General features: G+C 47.7%; 13 protein-coding genes. 3 read left to right on the top strand and 10 right to left on the bottom strand.

The genetic code is table 11. From position 1 onward, the window contains the following. Positions 1 to 39 precede the first annotated feature (39 nt). Together M0413_RS03810 and M0413_RS03805 are read right to left on the bottom strand one after the other, a co-directional pair. Entirely contained in the window at positions 40 to 1,740 is a 1,701-nt protein-coding gene (locus tag M0413_RS03810) for an AIPR family protein (protein ID WP_249553212.1), read from the bottom strand. 465 nt (positions 1,741 to 2,205) lie between these two features. Then, entirely contained in the window at positions 2,206 to 2,775 is a 570-nt protein-coding gene (locus M0413_RS03805) for a DUF7010 family protein (RefSeq protein WP_249553211.1), read from the bottom strand. 587 nt (positions 2,776 to 3,362) lie between these two features. Between M0413_RS03805 and M0413_RS03800 the strand changes: the two genes are divergently transcribed. Then, the gene (locus M0413_RS03800) at positions 3,363 to 3,851 is read left to right on the top strand and encodes a TIGR00645 family protein (protein ID WP_037429841.1); all 489 of its coding nucleotides are present in this window, start codon (positions 3,363 to 3,365) and stop codon (positions 3,849 to 3,851) included. A gap of 111 nt (positions 3,852 to 3,962) precedes the next feature. Here M0413_RS03800 and M0413_RS03795 read toward each other — a convergent pair whose 3' ends face one another. From M0413_RS03795 to M0413_RS03760, 8 genes are all read right to left on the bottom strand, one after another. Continuing rightward, positions 3,963 to 5,669 carry a methyl-accepting chemotaxis protein gene (locus tag M0413_RS03795; RefSeq protein WP_055647853.1) on the bottom strand — a complete coding sequence of 569 codons (1,707 nt, stop codon included), beginning with the start codon at positions 5,667 to 5,669 and terminating at the stop codon, positions 3,963 to 3,965. A 294-nt stretch (positions 5,670 to 5,963) separates the two neighbouring features. Further along, entirely contained in the window at positions 5,964 to 7,208 is a 1,245-nt protein-coding gene (locus tag M0413_RS03790; protein WP_249553209.1) for a dicarboxylate/amino acid:cation symporter, read from the bottom strand. 390 nt (positions 7,209 to 7,598) lie between these two features. Further along, positions 7,599 to 8,471: a DUF7281 domain-containing protein gene (locus tag M0413_RS03785; RefSeq protein WP_249553207.1), complete on the bottom strand. Its 873-nt coding sequence runs from the start codon at positions 8,469 to 8,471 to the stop codon at positions 7,599 to 7,601. Further along, positions 8,459 to 9,679 carry a phosphoenolpyruvate carboxylase gene (locus M0413_RS03780; RefSeq protein WP_088586673.1) on the bottom strand — a complete coding sequence of 407 codons (1,221 nt, stop codon included), beginning with the start codon at positions 9,677 to 9,679 and terminating at the stop codon, positions 8,459 to 8,461. Before M0413_RS03780 ends, M0413_RS03785 begins: the two co-directional genes overlap by 13 nt. A 42-nt stretch (positions 9,680 to 9,721) precedes the next feature. Beyond that, positions 9,722 to 10,384: a condensin complex protein MksE gene (locus M0413_RS03775; protein WP_139122626.1), complete on the bottom strand. Its 663-nt coding sequence runs from the start codon at positions 10,382 to 10,384 to the stop codon at positions 9,722 to 9,724. After that, positions 10,384 to 14,055: an ATP-binding protein gene (locus M0413_RS03770; RefSeq protein WP_069454259.1), complete on the bottom strand. Its 3,672-nt coding sequence runs from the start codon at positions 14,053 to 14,055 to the stop codon at positions 10,384 to 10,386. The genes M0413_RS03775 and M0413_RS03770 overlap by 1 nt, the downstream gene beginning before the upstream one ends. Positions 14,056 to 14,281: 226 nt before the next feature. Then, the gene (locus M0413_RS03765) at positions 14,282 to 14,893 is read right to left on the bottom strand and encodes a response regulator transcription factor (protein ID WP_069454258.1); all 612 of its coding nucleotides are present in this window, start codon (positions 14,891 to 14,893) and stop codon (positions 14,282 to 14,284) included. Then, complete coding sequence (locus M0413_RS03760) at positions 14,890 to 16,827, bottom strand: sensor histidine kinase (RefSeq protein WP_139122625.1); 1,938 nt, start codon at positions 16,825 to 16,827, stop codon at positions 14,890 to 14,892. Before M0413_RS03760 ends, M0413_RS03765 begins: the two co-directional genes overlap by 4 nt. Before the next feature lie 205 nt (positions 16,828 to 17,032). Between M0413_RS03760 and dsrO the strand changes: the two genes are divergently transcribed. Next, positions 17,033 to 17,788: a sulfate reduction electron transfer complex DsrMKJOP subunit DsrO gene (gene dsrO / locus M0413_RS03755; RefSeq protein ID WP_037421925.1), complete on the top strand. Its 756-nt coding sequence runs from the start codon at positions 17,033 to 17,035 to the stop codon at positions 17,786 to 17,788. Continuing rightward, entirely contained in the window at positions 17,778 to 18,872 is a 1,095-nt protein-coding gene (nrfD, locus tag M0413_RS03750; RefSeq protein WP_055647848.1) for an NrfD/PsrC family molybdoenzyme membrane anchor subunit, read from the top strand. The genes dsrO and nrfD overlap by 11 nt, the downstream gene beginning before the upstream one ends. Positions 18,873 to 18,896 lie beyond the last annotated feature (24 nt).

Here is an 18,896-nt window from a genome sequence, read left to right as displayed (position 1 = left end):
ATCTGTGCCTGTCACAACTTTTACCTGTCCAATCCTTCATCAAATCAGGGGGGGAATTAAACTATCCGAGTTTTGTTTGATAGCAGATATCATATCAGGCCCCTTTGCAGATTTATCTTCACGTCCAATTGTCGTATATATATTATCTACAAAATTGAATGCTTTATTGATGACATTTTCAGTAATATCTGTCGAAGATATGTTCGAAATCGATCTGAATCCAGGATATTTATTTTCAGTTAGCAATATGGCAACACATAAAATGATGTAGAATTTCATATTATTTCTATCTGATAAGCTTATACCATCTTTTGATTTTAAATATTCTTCAACTCGCTTACCAACCAATGCCGCTACGTAATAAGAGGAAACATCATTAGCTCGATTATATAACTTATCATAAGACGCATTATCTTCTAACAAAGTAGATGGGCGGGCACGTGCAAAGTCAGGTTTTTGCATGCAGATAGCCATACAACATTGAGCCAAAAATGGTATGCTCACAATATCTGCAGGCTTTTTTCCCTCATTCTTATAGAAATTTTTTCTTCGATCATAGTAAAGTCCTCTAGGTTTGAAGTAATCTTCAATATCACGATGAATAGCGTCTGTTGCTCTAAGAGATGCCTTAGGTATAGGGGTTTGACTATTAGTAGCTCTGATAATCTTATCTCTACTTTCTTCACCTTCAGGTACAATGACTCTGACAAGTATATTACGGAAATCTGTATCTTCTCTTTCTGCATGTGTTGAAAGATATCTATAAATTTCGGTTGACGTCTGAAGACCATTAACAATTTCTGGATTATGTATAATTAGTTCTTTTCCGCCAGGAGCTGTCACATCATCAGCGAGAATTGTAACTCCATTATTAAGCCACCAAAAATCTTCCTTAGCAGAGTGAGACTCAAGTGTAAGCTGTATATCTAAGTTTACACTACTTTTTCCTTGGTAATCTCTAACATTGGCTTCAAAAATATTCCTAACAATTACACCATTTTCATCAGTAATGAATTTAAAGTAATCTCGAATTCTCACTAATGAAATAAAAACTTTACCTTGAGATGATAGAGGCGTTTCGGCAAGCTTTAAGCTAAAAACTTCGTTATCTTTTTTCCTGTAGATATCCAATAATTTTGTTGCTCCAATTGTTTCAAAATCAACAGTAGCCTCAGTTAAAATAGTAGCAACTTCTTTTTTCAACTCTTCAATTTGTTGTTGAACATTTGGGTGAACATCTATCCCTTTTGAAACATAATAAAAATTAACTCTTAGCCTTGGCTTTTTTGTGATTAACTCAAAATAAGTTTTTCGAAAAAGTTCAAACTTTGCCAAAACAATATTATTATATCTATTTATAAATTTTGATGACTGAAACTCAAGATCTAATAAGTTTTTACTCAACCTTGCCAACTTAAGAATAGGATCTTCGCTAAAGGAAGTTTCATTTTTACTTTGAATAATCACAAGTTCTATTTCAACATTTCTCTTTATACTATCTAGCGCTGTATCCTCCTCTATTAATTCTCCATTAACAAATAGATAGATTGAGTCAGCGCCTCCATCGAGTGAGGCTCCACACAGCCCATTCTCAATCTGGTCATAACTAAGGTCATAATTTTTTAATAATTGGTTAGCAGTGTAAAACTCAAAAAAAATATCTTCACTTAACTGTTCAAAATGTGAAGAGTGCTCTTGTTTGATAATTTGATTGATCAAAATCTGGTCGTTTCTGGTCATTTTAGCTATTATGCTCTTCGTAAATTCTGTATTAGATATTTTCTAAGCTACTGTAAAATAGATTTTTATGCAGCAACTATTATTAATTTTAGTGATTAAACCAGAAAAGTTTATATCGCAAAGAAAAGACAAAAATAGGACAGGCATAACTCTTTTGGGATTAACAGCCAACACTTAGACCACAGAAGTTCACCTTCCCCCTGCGAAGTTGCTGAAGGGCGTTGAAGAAAATCGCGTGAGCGAGGCATGGATGCCGAGTTAGCTTTCGAGGTACAGGATGTACCATCGGAAGCGTTAGCGATTTTCGAATAAGCACGAAGCCACTAACCAATGCATGTAACTTCGCTAGGGACGCCGGGGGATTTCCAAAAGGGGAACAGGCGCTTTTCCCCTTTTGGTCGGGTGTGGGTTGAAGACCCACGACTTTGATTCACCTCGGCCGAAGGCCGCAAAACAGACTAACAACTAACTTGCAACACAAAGATTTTGCTGAATCTTCCAACGACGTTCCATGAGTGGAATCGAAAAACCATAACATACCACCACAATCAAAGGTTGAAGCTGAAAACTCAACTCAGGCCACAACATAAAAGCTGCCACGCAAGCTACAGTGCGCACAATTGCATGTACAATCGCCACCTTTTGCGCCGCTAAAACGCCGAAAACCAACCACATTAATCCTGTTTGCACGGCGAGGGCGAAGGGCAAGGCTAAATAGTTTTCCATAAAAAAGGGAATACTGATGCTAAAGGTTAAAAAACTCATCCCCATGGCAGCCAAAAACACTGTTTCAAACCAATTACGATCAGTGCTTTTCTTGAAGGAGATATTTTCACCCGTGAGACGCGAGACTCCCATAGCAAGATAGACAATAGAACCTGTGCCGATAAATGTTGCCATCACCATTTGCGATGCTGGCAGTATAAAACTCAAGATAAACAATAGCGTCCATACAATCATGCCTGATAAGGGCATAGCTAAAGCACGTTTTTGGCGGTATTCGAAAAGTTGTTGATCCAGTGATTGATGTTGCATGATTAAGCCTCCTTGTTGGTATGGCTTAAGTATCCCAGCATCCGCTAAATCACGGCAGTGTGAGTTGTCAGCAATTACGGATGACAAATGTCATCAATGGCAAATTTGTTAGGAAAATGAGAAGAAAGAATGTCACAGGCATAACTTTTTTGGAATTAACAGCCAACACCGAAGTTACAAAATACACCATCCCCTCGGAGTTGCCGCAGGGCATTTGTGTTCGTTGCGTGAGCGAGGCATGGAGGCCGAGATAGCGTCAGTCGAATCAGGGACGAGCGTCTGACGCGGTAGCATAAGGACGCTAAATGCCCAAGGGGCTTTCAACTCCGTTGGGGACGCCGGGGGATATCCAAAAGGGGAACAGGCGTTTTTCCCCTTTTGGTCGGGTGTGGGTTGAAGACCCACGACTTTGATTCACCTTGGCTGTAAGGCCACAAAACCAAATCAGCTAAGCCCGAACCTTGGGCTTAGCCGCATATACCTCACGCCTTTGCGATTGGCCGATAGCGCGGCGTTAACCCAGTATGTTATTGTTTTAGCATCATAGATTCGATTTTTGTGCTTTAACCACTAAGGGTTTACTCCAAATGGAAAAAATATTTGAAAGACTCATGTATGCATCACGCTGGATTATGGCGCCGATCTATTTAGGGCTGAGTCTAGTGCTATTGGGCTTAGGCATTAAATTCTTCCAAGAAATCTTCCATATTCTGCCAATCATTTTTACGATGACCGAAGTGGATCTGGTGCTGGTGACCCTGTCTTTAATTGATATCACCCTCGTGGGCGGCTTGATTGTGATGGTGATGTTTTCTGGCTATGAGAATTTTGTCTCGCAACTGGATGTGGGCGAAGACAGTGAGAAGCTCAGTTGGCTGGGTAAATTAGATTCAGGCTCACTGAAAAACAAAGTGGCGGCGTCAATTGTGGCGATTTCGTCGATCCATCTGCTGAAAATCTTTATGGATGTGAAGAACATCGATAACGACAAAATCATGTGGTATCTGTTAATCCACATCACCTTTGTATTATCCGCTTTTGCCATGGGCTATTTGGATAAAATGACCCGCAAATAAGCATGCAATACGGGCGGGAAGTTAGCATCAGTTCCCGCCCCTTTCACTCCAACCTAGGTAAAACCAGGTATTGGCTTGGCAACACCATCGACATTTATAGTTATCAACCCTTTATAACCTAAAACGACTCAGAGATGTTTTCATCTCATTAGCCATTTTCCGCAGTTGATGGCTAGCAGTCGATAATTCTGATGATTTGATATTGGTGTTTTCTACCGCCTGTGCAATATTTTCCATATTCTGATTAATCGTCCCCGACACAACGGCCAGTTGTTCTGTTGCGCTAGCAAGTTGGTCATTCACATCGGTAATGCTCGACACCGCGGCGTTAATACGCGTTAGTGCCTCATTGGCCCGTTGAGAACAGGCAATTGTTTGTTCTGTTTCGGTTCGGCTTTGCGCCATTGATTGCACAGCGTTGACTGAGTCTTGCTGAATACCTTGAATACGCCTATTAATGTCCTGAGTTGACGCTTGAGAGCGGCTAGCAAGAGTGCGAACTTCATCTGCCACCACCGCAAAACCCCGCCCCATTTCGCCTGCACGTGCCGCTTCTATCGCAGCATTTAAAGCCAATAGATTGGTCTGCTCCGCAATAGCACCAATAACATCGGTGACCGCGCCGATTTCATCACCACGTTTAGATAACTGCCCGATCACATCAGAGACTTGCTCCAGTTTCAGTTTAAGCGCATCAATCGCTGTTATCGTTTGCCCGACAGACATTACCCCATTTTGAGCTTCATTGTCGGCGTCCCTTGTCGCTTTAGCGGCCATAGTCGCGCTGCGAGCCATGTCCTCACAGGTCGAGGTCATTTCATTTACCGCGGTGGCGACTTGGGCAGTTTGATCCATCACATTTTGTAAAATGTGCTGTGTCTGTTGGCTGGTATGATCAAGCGCTTCAGATTGCTCGACCAATTGCTCTGCCATCGACGACTGTTGACCGATAATATTGCGTAATTGCTTGATAAGACCACTTAATGCCGCTAACAGGCTGTCGTGATCTCCCGCTTTCAAGCCAAAGTTCACCGAAAAATCCCCTGTTGCAACCTGCTGTACCAGTGCTTTTGTTGTCGCCAGTTCTCCGCCGAGTGCCTGTAATAACCAGCGACGGATAAATAACGACACACCTATGGTCAGCGCCATAATAACCACGACAACTAATCCAACTCGGATAGCCACCGCCCAAAAGGCCTCCTTAACATCATCAATATAAAGACCAGAACCCAGCACCCAACCCCATTTATCATCCTTAGCCACGTAAGACAACTTAGCGTAGCGCTCCTCGGTTACTCCCCCGCCTTTTATGGGTTTAGGCCATTGGTATTCAACAAAGCCATTGCCATAACGGGTAATCACGTCAACAAAACTGACGAACAAGTTAGCATTATTGAGGGGCTGTTGTTGGCTGCCATCACGGTTACGCATTAAGGTGGCGTGATAAAAGTTTGGCCGATCCAATACGGTACCGTCCAGAGCCGATACCGTTGGATGCATAACCATTTTGGGTATAGGCCGACCGGTATCGTTAATCCAAATATATTCCGCGCCATCATAACGAATGGCCTTAATGGTCGCCATGGCCTGCTGCTGCGCCTGTTCAGTGCTTAACGAACCGCTTTGCTCCAGAGCTTGATAATGTTTAACGACGCTCAGGCCACTATCAATAATCGCCACAACACGATCTTCCCGCCCCTTAATCAAACTCTGGTTAAGGGTATTTAGCTCCATTAGACCTAATACCACAAAGCCCAACAATGCGAGTAACGGAATGCTGAGTAATCGGCCTCCGACTGTCTGCCAAAATCCAGCCATGGTGCCTCCTAATATTCCAAGTGATTCAAGCTTATAAATCAGTATGGTTGAAGTTTCATTTATTTAGCCACTTTTAATTTGATAAAAGTACTCTATGGATTTGTAACAACTCACCTTGGGACTAGCTACTTTTTAGCTCAAATAAAGGCCGTATTTAGGCTGAACAAGCTCAGGGGATTGATTGTTGTCGCAACGACAAAAGGCAAGTAAATAGACCAATATCAATCCTGATTTATTTAACAAAAAAGCCACTTTAATCAGTGGCTTTAGTATTTAAAAAGATGCTTGAGGACGTTAATTCTTGGCTAACTCAAGCTCATGCACTTTTTCGGTTTGATCGACTATGGTCAATACCGCGGTATCGCCCACTACGTTGCAAGAGGTCAGCACCATATCGATGATACGATCCAGCGCCGCCACAATCGCAAAGGCTTCAATCGGTAAACCCATTTGATGGATTAACACGCCAATCATCACCATACCGCCACCGGGCACACCACCCGCGCCAACCGATAATAAAAAGATACTAAATAGCAGCGATGGCAATTGCTCGCTGGTAATTGGCATACCGAAGGCATTGGCAACAAAGAAAATCGCAATAGTGATATAAATCGCCACGCCGCCCATATTCATGGTCGCCCCGAGCGGTACGCCAAAGCCTGCCACAGCGCGGTTAACCCCGAGTTTTTCAGTCAAGGTACGCATAGTCACAGGAATCGTGGCATTGGAGCTGGCGGTAGACAGTGAAAACAGCACTTGCTCCTGTGTCTTCGCCCGAAAGGTCTTGGCTGAAATCGGTGTAAACATACCGACCGCCAACGGATAGACCACAAAAATCCACAACAACAGCAGGGCTAGAATGATCACTAGGTATTCGAGCACACTCATAAATACCGCGGCATCTAAGGTAGCGCCTAACTTAAACATCAGCGCAAACACCCCGAAAGGCGCAAGACTCATCACCACAGAAATCAGCTTCATCATGATTTTATTGGCGGTTTGAAAGCCTTGTACCGCACCAGCCACATGTTCGCCGAGGGACTTCATCACCCCACCTAACATCAGCGCCATAAAGATCACTTGTAGCATATTGCCCGACATAAAAGCCGCTACCGGATTACGCGGCACGATATCAATCAACAGCGCCATTAAGCTGGGGAGTTCGGTCGCGGTAATGGCGACACCATCGGTGCTGCTCATATCGACGCCTTTACCAGGGTCGAGCAGTAGTACCACTAACAGAGCGGTCGAGATGGCGACCACAGTATTAATGATGTAAAAGCCGAAGGTTTTGCCCCCAAGGCGCCCAAAGCTTTTTAAGTCCTGCAACTCGCACACACCGCAAACGATACTGACAAATACCAGAGGTACGACCAACATCATGATCATGTTGACGAACATAGTGCCGACGCCGCCAGCCAGTTCGACTAAATTGCCAGAAAAGAAGCCAATATCGTTTAGAAAATATTGCACTAAGGTGCCAAGAATAAGTCCCGCAAACAGACCGATAAAGATCCGTGTCGAAAGTGATTTAATCATGCTTATGGTTTCCCCAAATAGCTCATCTTTTATTCTTCATCTTCCTTGATGAGCAAAATCGCCATTCCCTTTTCGGTTCAGGCGGGGATAGTGAAACATGCTGGCAGTAAATTCAATGAATAAATTTACTTATTTCATTTTCAATTAAGCCAAACCCATCACAAAAATTTTGTATTCATATGATTTTTATTGAAAATAAAATTATCGATTAATAATTACGCTATCAAGATGCAAGTTAAAAAATCAAAATTTAAACAGTATTTAAACTAAATAAACACAATTAATCGATTCAGCTTGAATAATGCTAGATTTAAAAACCAAATAAACATCTTAATTAGAGTTAAAAACTACATTTTAATACATTTATAGAGAGATGGGGAAGAATTACGACTAACAATATGCCAGTAGCACTAGCTCAAGCCGATGCGCCAGCAGGTGCTGCTGTTTAATGCTAATTCGTTGCTGAGTTAACCAAAGGCTTAATTGCTGCCAATTTTTTAAGTCGATTGACTGTAAATATTTAGCCTGAGGCGCTTGCTTGGCAAAGTCATCCGCGGAATTAATTTGTGGGATAGCGAGTAACTCGTTGGGCGCAAAAAGCGCTAACTGCGGCACGATACAATGGGTCATGCCCGTTAAGGTATGGGCAATTTGCAGCCCTGCGGGGTCGAGATCGGTAAAGGCAATAATCGGCATTTTACCCGCCATCGCCTGTAAAAACTGTCGCACACCAATGGGGGAATGGTGGCCGCTGCCACGGTAAATCACCATAATGCGGCTAAGTTCGGCAGGTAAGCGCGCTTGGGTTATTGCATCGAATATATCTAGGTTTTCAACCACTAAGATGGCGTTAACATCAAGCTCATCGCAATGGATTTGCGCCTCATCTAAAGGAGTACGTAACGAGGCTCGTGCAGACATCCCCAAGGGTGGCGATTCAAAACCGAGATACTTCAACAAAACATACTCGGCTTCGGGGCGGATGTTCGCCAGCTTTTCATTCTGGCTTTGGGCGGACATGGCGATGCGGTCTAGATTAAAGTCCAGTGCCTGTAAATCCACGCCCTCTTTTGCCAATACACCTTGGCGCAGCAACTCAAAATCCCTTGGCGCAAAACACAAATATTTTTCCGCACCATCCAGCTCGCCTACCTCTAACTCGCGGTAAATCGTTCGCCAATTCGGGCTAAGTTTTACCCTTGGAGCGCGATTAAGATAAACGCTCTCCAAGAGTTGCAACTGCTGTTTACCTAGGCGAGCCATAATTCCACGTCGCGGATAATAAAGTTACCGCTGTAGATGGGGTGAGGTTCGCCTAAGGGCTCTAACTCGAAGTAAGCCTTATGCTCATCGGGCAAGCCTTCGTAGCCGCCAATCACTTGATAAATCCAGCTTTCGGCATCCCACGGCAGGGCTTTTTCGACTAAGTAATCGAGCGCCGATTGACGTAAGCCCGACTCAATCACATCGACAAAGTAAGTATCGACCGCTTGCTTGAGTGGATTATCAGGAATATCAAAGTCTTCGCTTTGGGTAAGCGATACACTGACATCCTGCTCACGCACAGTTTCTATCACGCCCTGACGACTAATCGCCTTGATATGGGCGACAATATTCATCAGCTCAAGCTCCTGGCTGGCGTTATGCACATCCACAGACGCTGGGGCCAACAGCACTTCAGCGCGATTGAAAAGGCTCGGGATTTCCTTATGAGACACATGGTCCGCAGGGCGATAATCCGGATGCAAATCTGTGTATAGCAACCAGCCCTTAAGTAAGCGCGTACGACCGCGAATTTGCCTAAAGCGGCCGAGGAGTTCCAGCAACCTGCCCTGCACCACACTGAGCTCCTGGGCGCAGTCACTCATGGTTTCCTGCAAGGTGGTCACCAGCAACTTACGCAGCTCACGGATATCACCGGCGATTTCGCCTAATTCGCTAAACTGGAACATCTCCAAACCATTTAGCAATTCAGACACTTGGCTCTGGGCGAGTTCGTTTTCGCGGATCTTAGCGTTAATGGTACCGACATAACCGAACTCGTTGTTGATCCGCCCCCACAACACGCGGATCGAATAGCGCAAACTGTCGGCAAAGCTATATACATGCTCACTTAAATCAGACAGATACGCCTCGGCAGCACTGTAATCTGAGCTGTGACGCGCTTCTTTATAATGGTCAGCCAAGGTTTTAATGGTAGCGAGCGCCGAGCCGACGTTGGAGTCGATTTGGCGATTACGCTCATCACTTAAGCCTTCTTCGAGCAAGGCTCGCACCGAGCGTTTAAGGCGCAGCTCTTGATCTGGCTCTGGGCGCCATAAAATCCCCGCCTGTTTGAGTTTTTCAACCACGGCGGGATCATGAGCATCTTCATTGAGCGAGCCCGCTAAATAAGCGTCCATAATGATGTCGGCATGGCGGCCTAACTGCTTGAGTAGCTTAACCCCAGCCTGATGTAAGTTACTGCTCATCACGGCCTCCTTGGTTGATGCTGTGCGTTATCGTCCAAGGCATCATAGCAAATCCCGCTGGGTCGCCGTTTCCGCCTGCGCCTCAAGGCTTAAGCCTTCAGTTTCGTCGATAAAGCGGATCACTTCGTACAGATAATCCAGCTTGCCGGTGGCGATATAAATTTGTTTTTCAACGTTAGGGCGCACCAGATAGCCAAGCTCCACTAAGCGTTTGAACACTAACTTAATTTGCGCATCACTATTGGTACTGGTTGAGCCGAATAAGCGGTATTGGCTGAGTTTGGCCAACTGCTCACGAAACGCAGGGGTATCTTCAATTCGGCTTTGCAGCTCGGTTAACCGTACTGGCGCACCTTCGCTTAAGGGGGCATCTTGGCCGCTGGCTTCCTGCACTAATACCAGCCACTCCACCATAGGGATAAGTGCCTGACAAATATCCTTAAACTGCGATGAAATCACCTTGCGCTCGCTCTCGCCTAACTGCAAATAACCGCAGAAAAACACATCACCCTCGGCGGCCGAGGCCACGGTGCGGTTGATTTGGTTCAGATAAGCCTCGACCCGCTCTCGAGTGCTGTTATTTTTCAATGCGCGCCAGCCATCTTCATTGGTGGTGCGGCAAATAAATTCGCCCTTGAGCAAGAGTTCGATAATGGCGCCCGTGCCGACTAAGACGGTTTGGTTTGACTCATTTATGGCACTCATTAGATGGCCTCCTTGCTCAGGCGTTTACTCAACAAATCGGCAATCGGATTAGCTTTGGGCTTCACCACCTGCAACTTCTTAGTTTGTTTATTAATAATGTAACGGTGCTCAAACAGGTTCAGCACTTCTGACTCTGGGTTCGGGAAGGCGCCTAACACGCTGATATTGTTGTTACCACAGGCATCGAAAATTTTCTTCACGTTGGTGTGGTGCAGCGTGCCCAGCTCGTCAATAGGCCAGTGAATGGTCACATCGGCACGGCCACGTAACAAGCGCGTGAATGCCAACAGGAACTTACATAAAATCAGGTAAGCCATGCCGTGGCTCGAGGATTCGTTCAGCTGTCTGTCGGTGCGGATAATCAAATCGCTATTACCCTCTTTGAGGCGCAGCTCGATTTCAAGCAGCTTTGAAATGCCGCCAGTTAAGGCCGCGCGGCCAATAATATCCAAGGCGCGGCGCATGCTGTTGGTGTATTCCTCATCGGGTAAGCCATTAAAGCCATCGGCTTTCCAATTTTTGAAGGCTTTAACAAACTGCTCAAGCTCGGGCCAGAACTCTAATTCACTGATCTTAGAACGAATACGAACCGCAGATTCGGACACGCCATCGAGGAATAACTCCTCGCCCACTTCGCGGGTAATGCGCGCACTCTGCGAAGCGATGCGACGGTCAATATCGGCAAGCACATCGTAAAAGGCGGTTAAATCAACACCGAAGATCCGCCCCTGCTCGCGCAGCGCCATAATGGATTGCGGCACAATCACATTGAGTAGCTGTTCTAGCTGCGGCACTAGCTTGCGGTAATCCAGCAGGCGAATACCTTTATCGTTGATAAAGCTCGACTCTTCGCGGGCACGCTCCCAGGTTTCGGCTAAGCCTGAACCTGACTTGCTGGCAATCACAGAGTCGAAATGCTCCACATATTGCTTAACCGAGCCCATCAAATAATCGCGTTTTAGCAGTAAATCTTCGCCCTGACGCAAACGCTCGCCGAGGCTACCTTGGGCTTCTTCATTGTTGGCGGGCAGTTTCAGCTCGGCCAACTTACGCATCACGGCGCGCAGTTTAGTTAAGTTTTCAGAGGCTTCAATCTGGGCCGCATCCGAGGCCTTGCGCTCGGTCTCGAGTTGTTGACGGCGGGTCTTCACTTCTTGAGTCTTGGCTTTAAGCTGCTGATCGATTTCCGAGGCGGCGCGTTTAACGTCGCTTAACTGGGTTTGCAGCTTGGGCTTACGGATAAGCCAAGTGTGTTGATACCAATCGTCAAAGCGCAATACCTCGCTGCGACGCTGCTCGGCGCGGCTGATTTTGGTTTCAAGCTCACGAATTTGTAGCTTGAGTTTAAGGATATTGTCCTCATCCACACCGCGGGATTTAAGCTCGTTTTTGTACCAGGTTTCGCAGGCTTTCTGCTCGGCCTTAGCGCTTTCGCGGCGGGCATCGATAGTGGCCTTGATTTGCCCGAGTTGATTGTCGAGCGCGCCAATGACTTCCTGCCAGTAGGCTTGTTTTTCCATGCGCGCTTCGAGCGCCTGCTCTTTTTGCTCTTCGAGCCAGAGCTGATGTTGATGCTTAAGCTGCTTTAACTCGCCATCGAGTTGAGTTAAGCGCTGCTGGGCAAAGGCTTTACGCTCGGCCAGCGCCTTGTTGATTTTATCCTGCTCACTGCGTTTTTCATCGAACAGACGACGTAAATCATCGCGGCTATTTTTATAAGCCGTGCGGGCAAAGGTGAGTTCGCGGCTGAGTTTATCCAGCTCGCCGTTAATCGCCACCAGCTGTGATTCGGCCTCGGCCTGTAATTCCTGCGCGCTTTGCAGCGCTTCTTCGGCCTTGCTTAAACGAATACGTAGCTCCTGCTCGGAGGCGGCATATTCAGGCACATCAATGGCTTTAAGATCTAAATGCACCCCAAACACAGTGTCGCTCTCGCCCATCACACTTGGGTGTAAATCGGTGCGATGCAGTAACTCTGGCGCAATCACTTTACCCAGACTTTGCTCCCAACCTTGGGCTTCCTTACGCAGGAACTCAAGTAAAGTATGGGACTGCGGGAACAGCATATGGTGCAGTTCATCGAGCGCAGTTTGGCGCTCGTTAACCCGCAGGCTGGCGATACGCAGTGCTTCGTTGGCTTGGTCGCGTTTGGCGCGTAATTTACGCTCCTCGCCCGTTAAGCGCTCAACCTTGGCATTGCAGCTTTCTTGCTCTTCGTCGGCGCGGTGAATCCGCTCGTCGAAAATCGCAAGGCTTAACTTTTCTTCCTCGGTGTAGGTTACGCCATCGACACGTAACTTAAGCTCGGCGGCATTGAGTTTGAATTGGTATTCCTGCTCGCTAAAGCTCGCCTTGCCCGCATCCATTTGGCTACGCCATTGGGCTTCGAGGGCATCGAGATCGGCTCTTGCCACTTCACGCTGCTTATCGCGCGCTTCGCGTTGTTTATCCTGATCGCTATGCAAACCTTCCAGCTCGCGGTTTAACTGCTCACCAATTTTGCTGCGGCGGGCATTGTAAGCCGCTTCAATATCTTGGTGTTTTTCAGTTTGTAACTTATGGCGCTCGCTTAAGTTTTCCATGTCCGCGCGCCAGTTTGGCAGCATGTCCAAATCGGCCTTGGCTTGCTCGATATTGGCATCTAAAAAGGCGCCGTGCTGATCTTCAATGGCATCTAGCTCGTACTCGCACTTAGCTACGTCACCCTTGGCGGCGGATAGGTCGAGGTTAAGCTCGTCACGCACTTCTTTCCATTCGTCGTCCAACATTCGAAGCTTTAAATTCAGCTCCTTAGACAGGGTTTGTTGGATCTCTAAACGATCGGCCTCTAGGCTTTCGTCATTGCGATAACCACGGGACAGGCTCGAGAGACGCATCTCGGCGCTGAGCAGTTGGTTAAATTCCTGCTCAAGTTTTTCAAACTCGGGGCGGATCACTTCAAAGCCTTGGATTAACTGGCTCTCGCGGATCCATGCTTCGACGCGCTGTGGGTTTAAGCGCGAGCTTGGCGGATTTACTCCATCTTCTTCCAAAATGGCGGCGATCATCGATTTGACCGTTTCCATTTTGCCTTCTTTGGAGTGGACGGCTTTAGCGAGTTTCTCGATATGGCGCAGTGAATGCTCGCCTTCACACAGGGCAAATTGGCGCGCATAGGCTCGCAGTTCGCTGCGGTTGCTACCCGTACTCAACAGGGTGCGGTCGTTTTGAATAATCGCGCGGTATTCGCGGGTGTTGAGCAAGTTGGTGGTAGCTACGCCTTGGCGTTTTAAATCACGGCCAAGTTCTGCCATGTTGTGGCAGAGAATAGTGTCACCATTTTGCGATTTAATATAATCACTTAACTCAAAACCCTTGGCGATAAAGCGGTAGTTCACGCCTTTGCCATCACCCGCCGACGCCAGCACAGCTTGATACAGCAAGCCATCGGCCTTTTGGTATTCGTAAATGATGTAGCTTGAATCGTGTGGCAAGTACCAACGCTCGAAACTGTCACGGGTTGAAGGCACCACGCGGCTAGGATATTCGCCATAAAATACCGGTACTAAACGTTGTAGCGTGGTTTTACCCGAGGCGTTAGTACCACAAATATTGGTATGGCCATTGAGGGCGAGTTCCACAACGCCCGGAAGGTGCGTATCAATCAGCACAATACGAATCAAGCTTGGCATTTCATTCCTTATCCAAACGGGAGCACCTTATGTAAAAGCGAACGATAAGGTCATCCAAAAGCGGCATCGAACTTCAAACATGGTGATGTTAAAAATCGTGGCCTTAAAATTAAGCCCCTAAAATAAGGCAATCGTCGAGCCTTGGCAATTAAGCACCTAGGGCTGAATGCGTTAGCTCACATCAAACGGCCAAGGATACGCCAATTCGCCCCAACAAAGGGGAGTTTTATGCGGGGGGAAGGCGATCGGCAATCCGGCCGTAGATTAACATCATCTCAGCGAGCGAGCTGACCTGCATGCCTTTCATTAAGTTCGCACGGTGAATTTCGACCGTACGCATGGCGATGCACAGCGTATCGGCGATTTCCTGATTCTTATAGCCTTTGGCGATCAGGGTGAGGATTTCCCGCTCCCGCGGTGTGAGCGCCTGATAAGTCTGAAGATATTGATTATTTTGATAATGCTCCTTAGCATTCGCCAAGGCTTTTACCACAGCATCCGCGAGCCTAGCGCCATCGGCGGGCTTTTGGAAAAAATCCACCGCCCCGAGTTTTAGCGCCTCCACCGCCATCGGCACATCGCCATGGCCAGTCAAATAAATTACCGCCAGCGGACTATTGTGCTGCACTAATTGCGCATGTAACTGCGGCCCACTTAAGCCCGGCATACGAACATCGACTAAGGCGCAGCCCGGCTGGCTTAAATCGATGGCGGCAAAAAATGCCTCGGCGCTATCAAAGTCACGGATATTCAAGCCATAGCTTTCGAGCATAAACCGCAGCGAGCGGCGCACCGACTCATCATCATCGATTAAATACACGGGCAATTCGTGGCTCATGCTGGTGCTCCATCAAACTTACGGGGTAAGGATACCTGCGCTTGGCAGCCGCCACTTAAAGCGGTTTCTAGGCTAAAGCGGCCACCATGACTCTCGGCGATATCACGGCAAATCACCAGCCCTAGCCCTAAGCCCTCCGACTTAGTCGAATAAAAGGCTTGCATCAGCAGATTGGCATCCTCAGTTAAACCTGTGCCATTGTCTGTGACCGTGAGCAGTAGCTTGTGTTCTTGGTAACGCAGATCGATATCAATCGTGGGCTGATAGGGTTTCGAGGCATCGACCTCGCTCTGTTGGCGTTGCACACAGGCATCGGCGGCATTTTTCAAAAGGTTGAGCAATAGTTGCTGCATGCCCACTTCATCTAAAGGCAATTGATAGGCTTCGCCGCTCACATTGGTTGAAAGCTGGATATGGTGCTGCTCCAGCTCATAGGCGAGCAGCGGCGCAGTATCATTCACTAACTGATGTAAATACAGAGGCTGCTTAGACACAGGCCGCTTTTTCAATAAATTACGTAAACGGCTGATAATACTGTCGGCGCGGCTGACTTCTTGCTGGATTAAAGTCAGCACGGATTGTAATTCTTCTGGACTCGTCCCACGCTGTAAACGAACCTCGGCGCCATGGCAATAATGGCCAATAGCGGCAAGGGGTTGATTGAGTTCGTGGGAGAGGCTAGCCCCAAGCTCCCCCGCAATCGCAATGCGCTGAGCGTGCTCCAGCAGGGCTCGGTTTTCACTGAGTTGCCTCTGGGTATTGATTAACTCTCGGCCGCGGCGGCTAAAGCGGTATTCGAGCCAGAAATGGTAGACATTGAGCAATACCAATATGGTCAACGCAAACCAAGCCCAATGTTGATGTAGTTTTACCCATTGCCATGCCCGCTGCCACCAAGGGGCTTGCAGTGGATGCATATCCAGATCTTTAAGCAGTTGATCTATCGCCAGTTGACTCACGGCCGTGGTCCAACCCGCAGATTCGGCGGCTTTAGCGGCGGGGCTGTCTTCGGGTAATGCTAGTAGGGCTTGAGTCACCTGTTTTGCGAGGGATTGGGTCGCACGGTTGGTTTTAGCCATAGACCAGTTGGGATATAACCGACTCGAGACTTGGCAATGAAACCCCGCAGGCGCCTGATTATCGAGCACCCGATAATTTTGCAGCTTGATCAAACCTTCGGCCTGCATTTGCTCAAGCTGACATACGGGCACAATTGCCGCATCTAAACTTGGGGATTTATCGCTTGGCTTATCTGTCACACCGAGCTGATAAATAAGGTTATCGAGTGGAAAACCTAAGGGGATAATTTCTCCTACAAAATGGGGTAAATCTACCCCCTTAAGCTGCGCCTCATAAACTAAAGTGAGATAACCGCCGAAGGCATTTTTAGAGACAATCCCGAGTCGCTTGTCCTTAAGATCTTTTAAGGTCTGATAGGGCGAATCGGCTCTGACCACCAGCGCAGACCCCACTTGCATCGCAGCACCATTATTGATTGGGCTTCGAAGGGTTGCGAGCCAAGACAGGGAAAATTGCCGCGCCAACATCACCGACTGCCCAGGGTTAGTGATAACAAAGTCAAGAGCTTCGGTTTCAACGCCTTTGGCTAATTCTTCAAGGCTTAAGGGATGCAATCTAAAGTAACTGTTAGGTATTTGCGACTCTAGCCAGCCCATCAAAGGTTGCCAACGATTGACTGTGCTCTTATAGCCCCGTATTGCCAATACGCCGACATCGACCACTTGATAGTTAGCGCCAGCTTCATCCATCAACTCTCCCGCAGGAGCAACAGTTAATGCGCCTACAGTTTTATCTTGAGTGGCCAAAACTTCAGCCATGGCTGAGATACTCAGTAGGCTAAACAATACGATGACGAGTTTCACCGCCATTCGCCAGCCATTGGTTGATACGACAAAACCCAACACTGTATCCATTCTCCTAAGCTTTAAGATTCAATCCTAAACAATAACCCCTAAACTCTTAAAGGTCATTCTAACTGATATTTATTGCGCTAGATCAAGTCCCTATCCGATATGTGGAAAACCACTATAGAGATGCCGCCTCCCCTTTTACAGAATGCGCTTAACGCTAAACCCGCGGTCTTCGACCCGTTTTATCTGTAAGAGTGAAGGAAATCCTATGGACAAGAGTAAACGTCAGTTTCTCGGAAAAATGGCCAGCGTGAGTGTCGGCGCCGCGCTCATTCCCGTCGTGCAAGTGCAGGCACAACAGACTGAACCTGCACCTACAGGCAAACGCTACGGTATGGTCATCGATTTGCGCCGCTGCGTTGGTTGCCAAGCCTGCACCGTGGCGTGCACCTTCGAAAACCTGCCACCCTTGGGGCAATTTCGTACCACGGTACAGCAATACGAAGTGTCACAACAGGATGCTACCACGCCACCCGCATTTTTAATGCTGCCAAGACTGTGTAATCACTGTGAGAACCCGCCTTGCATTCCTATTTGCCCCACGGGAGCCACCTTCCAACGCCCAGATGGCATTGTGGTCGTCAACAACGAATGGTGCGTCGGTTGCGGATACTGTGTGCAGGCTTGCCCCTACGATGCCCGCTTTATCAACCATGAGACCAACAGTGCCGATAAATGCACCTTCTGCGCCCATAGGCTCGAAGCTGGACTACTGCCCGCCTGTGTCGAAACCTGCGTTGGTGAAGCGAGGGTGATTGGCGATCTAAATGATCCTAATAGTCAAATCAGTCAGTTACTCACAGCCAATAAGACAGATATCAAGGTACTCAAGCCCGATGCCAATACGGCCCCCAGAGTATTTTATATCGGCATGAACAGCGCCTTTGAAGATCGTATCAACGGCCAAGCCCCCGTTCGCACCCTACTGACTGACACTGGCGAGGAGATCCACCATGGTCATTAAAGAAATCTTTACCCCCGATATTGCCATCACTTGGCTGCCTTGGGCGGTGCAATACTTTTTTCTGATGGGTTTGGCCTACGCCAGTGTGTGGGTGGCGACCATCCATTTATTTAGCGCGAAACAAACCGATGCCAGACTGCTCAAACTCTGCGCCTGTTTGATGCTTACCGCCGGCATAGTCGCGCCGATTGCGCTGCTTGCGGACTTACACCAACCGCTGCGGGCATGGCATTTCTATGCCCAAATCAGACCGCATTCGTGGATGTGGTACGGCGCTTTTTTACTGCCGATATTTTCCGGTGCGAGTGCCCTTTTTGCTTGGCTCTTACTGCGCCAATACTTGCCAACTAAAGCCTCGACACAAGGGGAATCGTCCCAAGATTGGGTAAGGCGTATTGCTCAACTTATCCGCCTCGGAGACTGGGATAGCGATAAATGGATCAAGCCAATCGCACTGATTGCTAGCCTAAGCGCCTGCAGTATTGCGCTTTATACCGGAATGGAAACCATGGCGATCAAAGCACGGCCGCTCTGGCATACCTATTGGTTGCCGCCATTGATGGCGACCAGTGCCCTACTCGCCGCCTGCGGTACTCTCGCCCTGCTCAATCGTGTTTTGCACGGTTATCAAGCCAGCACCCAAGACAGGTTGTTGCAATGGGTTAGGGCAAGCTTTGGCCTCTTCGCCCTGTGTCTTATCGGCTGGGCCTTATTCGATAAAGGCTCGGCGCACGAAGCGGCGCTGTTATTAGACACCAGCCCAAGCTGGCAACTCGCCGCTATCTGGGTATTGGTTACCCTCGCTTTGCTGGCATTGGTATTGGCAGTACGCCGCCTCCCCTCGGTATTGATGTTAGTCGTGAGTTTAACGGCGGTGCATCTGGCATGGGGATTTCGCTGGATTGTACTTATCCAAGCGCAAACCGACCCAAAATACGGCGCGGGCACTTATTTCTATCAACTGCCTTGGGGGCCAGAGGGGCTATTAGGTATTGCGGGCACCTTTGGTCTCTGGATCGCATTGATGGTGTTAGTGTCTGAATTTATTCGCTATCAACCTCGCTCAGCCCATCAGGCCTTGTGAGCCACAGCACCGTTCATATTAAGA

It is taken from the genome of Shewanella sp. 8A (assembly GCF_023475945.1).
GTDB lineage: Bacteria > Pseudomonadota > Gammaproteobacteria > Enterobacterales > Shewanellaceae > Shewanella > Shewanella xiamenensis.
The sequence above is the reverse complement of the archived record's forward strand: the minus strand, read 5'-3'. Positions and strand labels throughout refer to the sequence as shown.

Excerpts from the sequence above, each read along its gene's own strand:
- M0413_RS03810 (WP_249553212.1), bottom strand. The coding sequence starts at position 1,740 with ATGACCAGAAACGACCAGATTTTGATCAATCAAATTATCAAACAAGAG.
- M0413_RS03805 (WP_249553211.1), bottom strand. The coding sequence starts at position 2,775 with ATGCAACATCAATCACTGGATCAACAACTTTTCGAATACCGCCAAAAA.
- M0413_RS03800 (WP_037429841.1), top strand. The coding sequence starts at position 3,363 with ATGGAAAAAATATTTGAAAGACTCATGTATGCATCACGCTGGATTATG.
- M0413_RS03795 (WP_055647853.1), bottom strand. The coding sequence starts at position 5,669 with ATGGCTGGATTTTGGCAGACAGTCGGAGGCCGATTACTCAGCATTCCG.
- M0413_RS03790 (WP_249553209.1), bottom strand. The coding sequence starts at position 7,208 with ATGATTAAATCACTTTCGACACGGATCTTTATCGGTCTGTTTGCGGGA.
- M0413_RS03785 (WP_249553207.1), bottom strand. The coding sequence starts at position 8,471 with ATGGCTCGCCTAGGTAAACAGCAGTTGCAACTCTTGGAGAGCGTTTAT.
- M0413_RS03780 (WP_088586673.1), bottom strand. The coding sequence starts at position 9,679 with ATGAGCAGTAACTTACATCAGGCTGGGGTTAAGCTACTCAAGCAGTTA.
- M0413_RS03775 (WP_139122626.1), bottom strand. The coding sequence starts at position 10,384 with ATGAGTGCCATAAATGAGTCAAACCAAACCGTCTTAGTCGGCACGGGC.
- M0413_RS03770 (WP_069454259.1), bottom strand. The coding sequence starts at position 14,055 with ATGCCAAGCTTGATTCGTATTGTGCTGATTGATACGCACCTTCCGGGC.
- M0413_RS03765 (WP_069454258.1), bottom strand. The coding sequence starts at position 14,893 with ATGAGCCACGAATTGCCCGTGTATTTAATCGATGATGATGAGTCGGTG.
- M0413_RS03760 (WP_139122625.1), bottom strand. The coding sequence starts at position 16,827 with ATGGATACAGTGTTGGGTTTTGTCGTATCAACCAATGGCTGGCGAATG.
- dsrO (WP_037421925.1), top strand. The coding sequence starts at position 17,033 with ATGGACAAGAGTAAACGTCAGTTTCTCGGAAAAATGGCCAGCGTGAGT.
- nrfD (WP_055647848.1), top strand. The coding sequence starts at position 17,778 with ATGGTCATTAAAGAAATCTTTACCCCCGATATTGCCATCACTTGGCTG.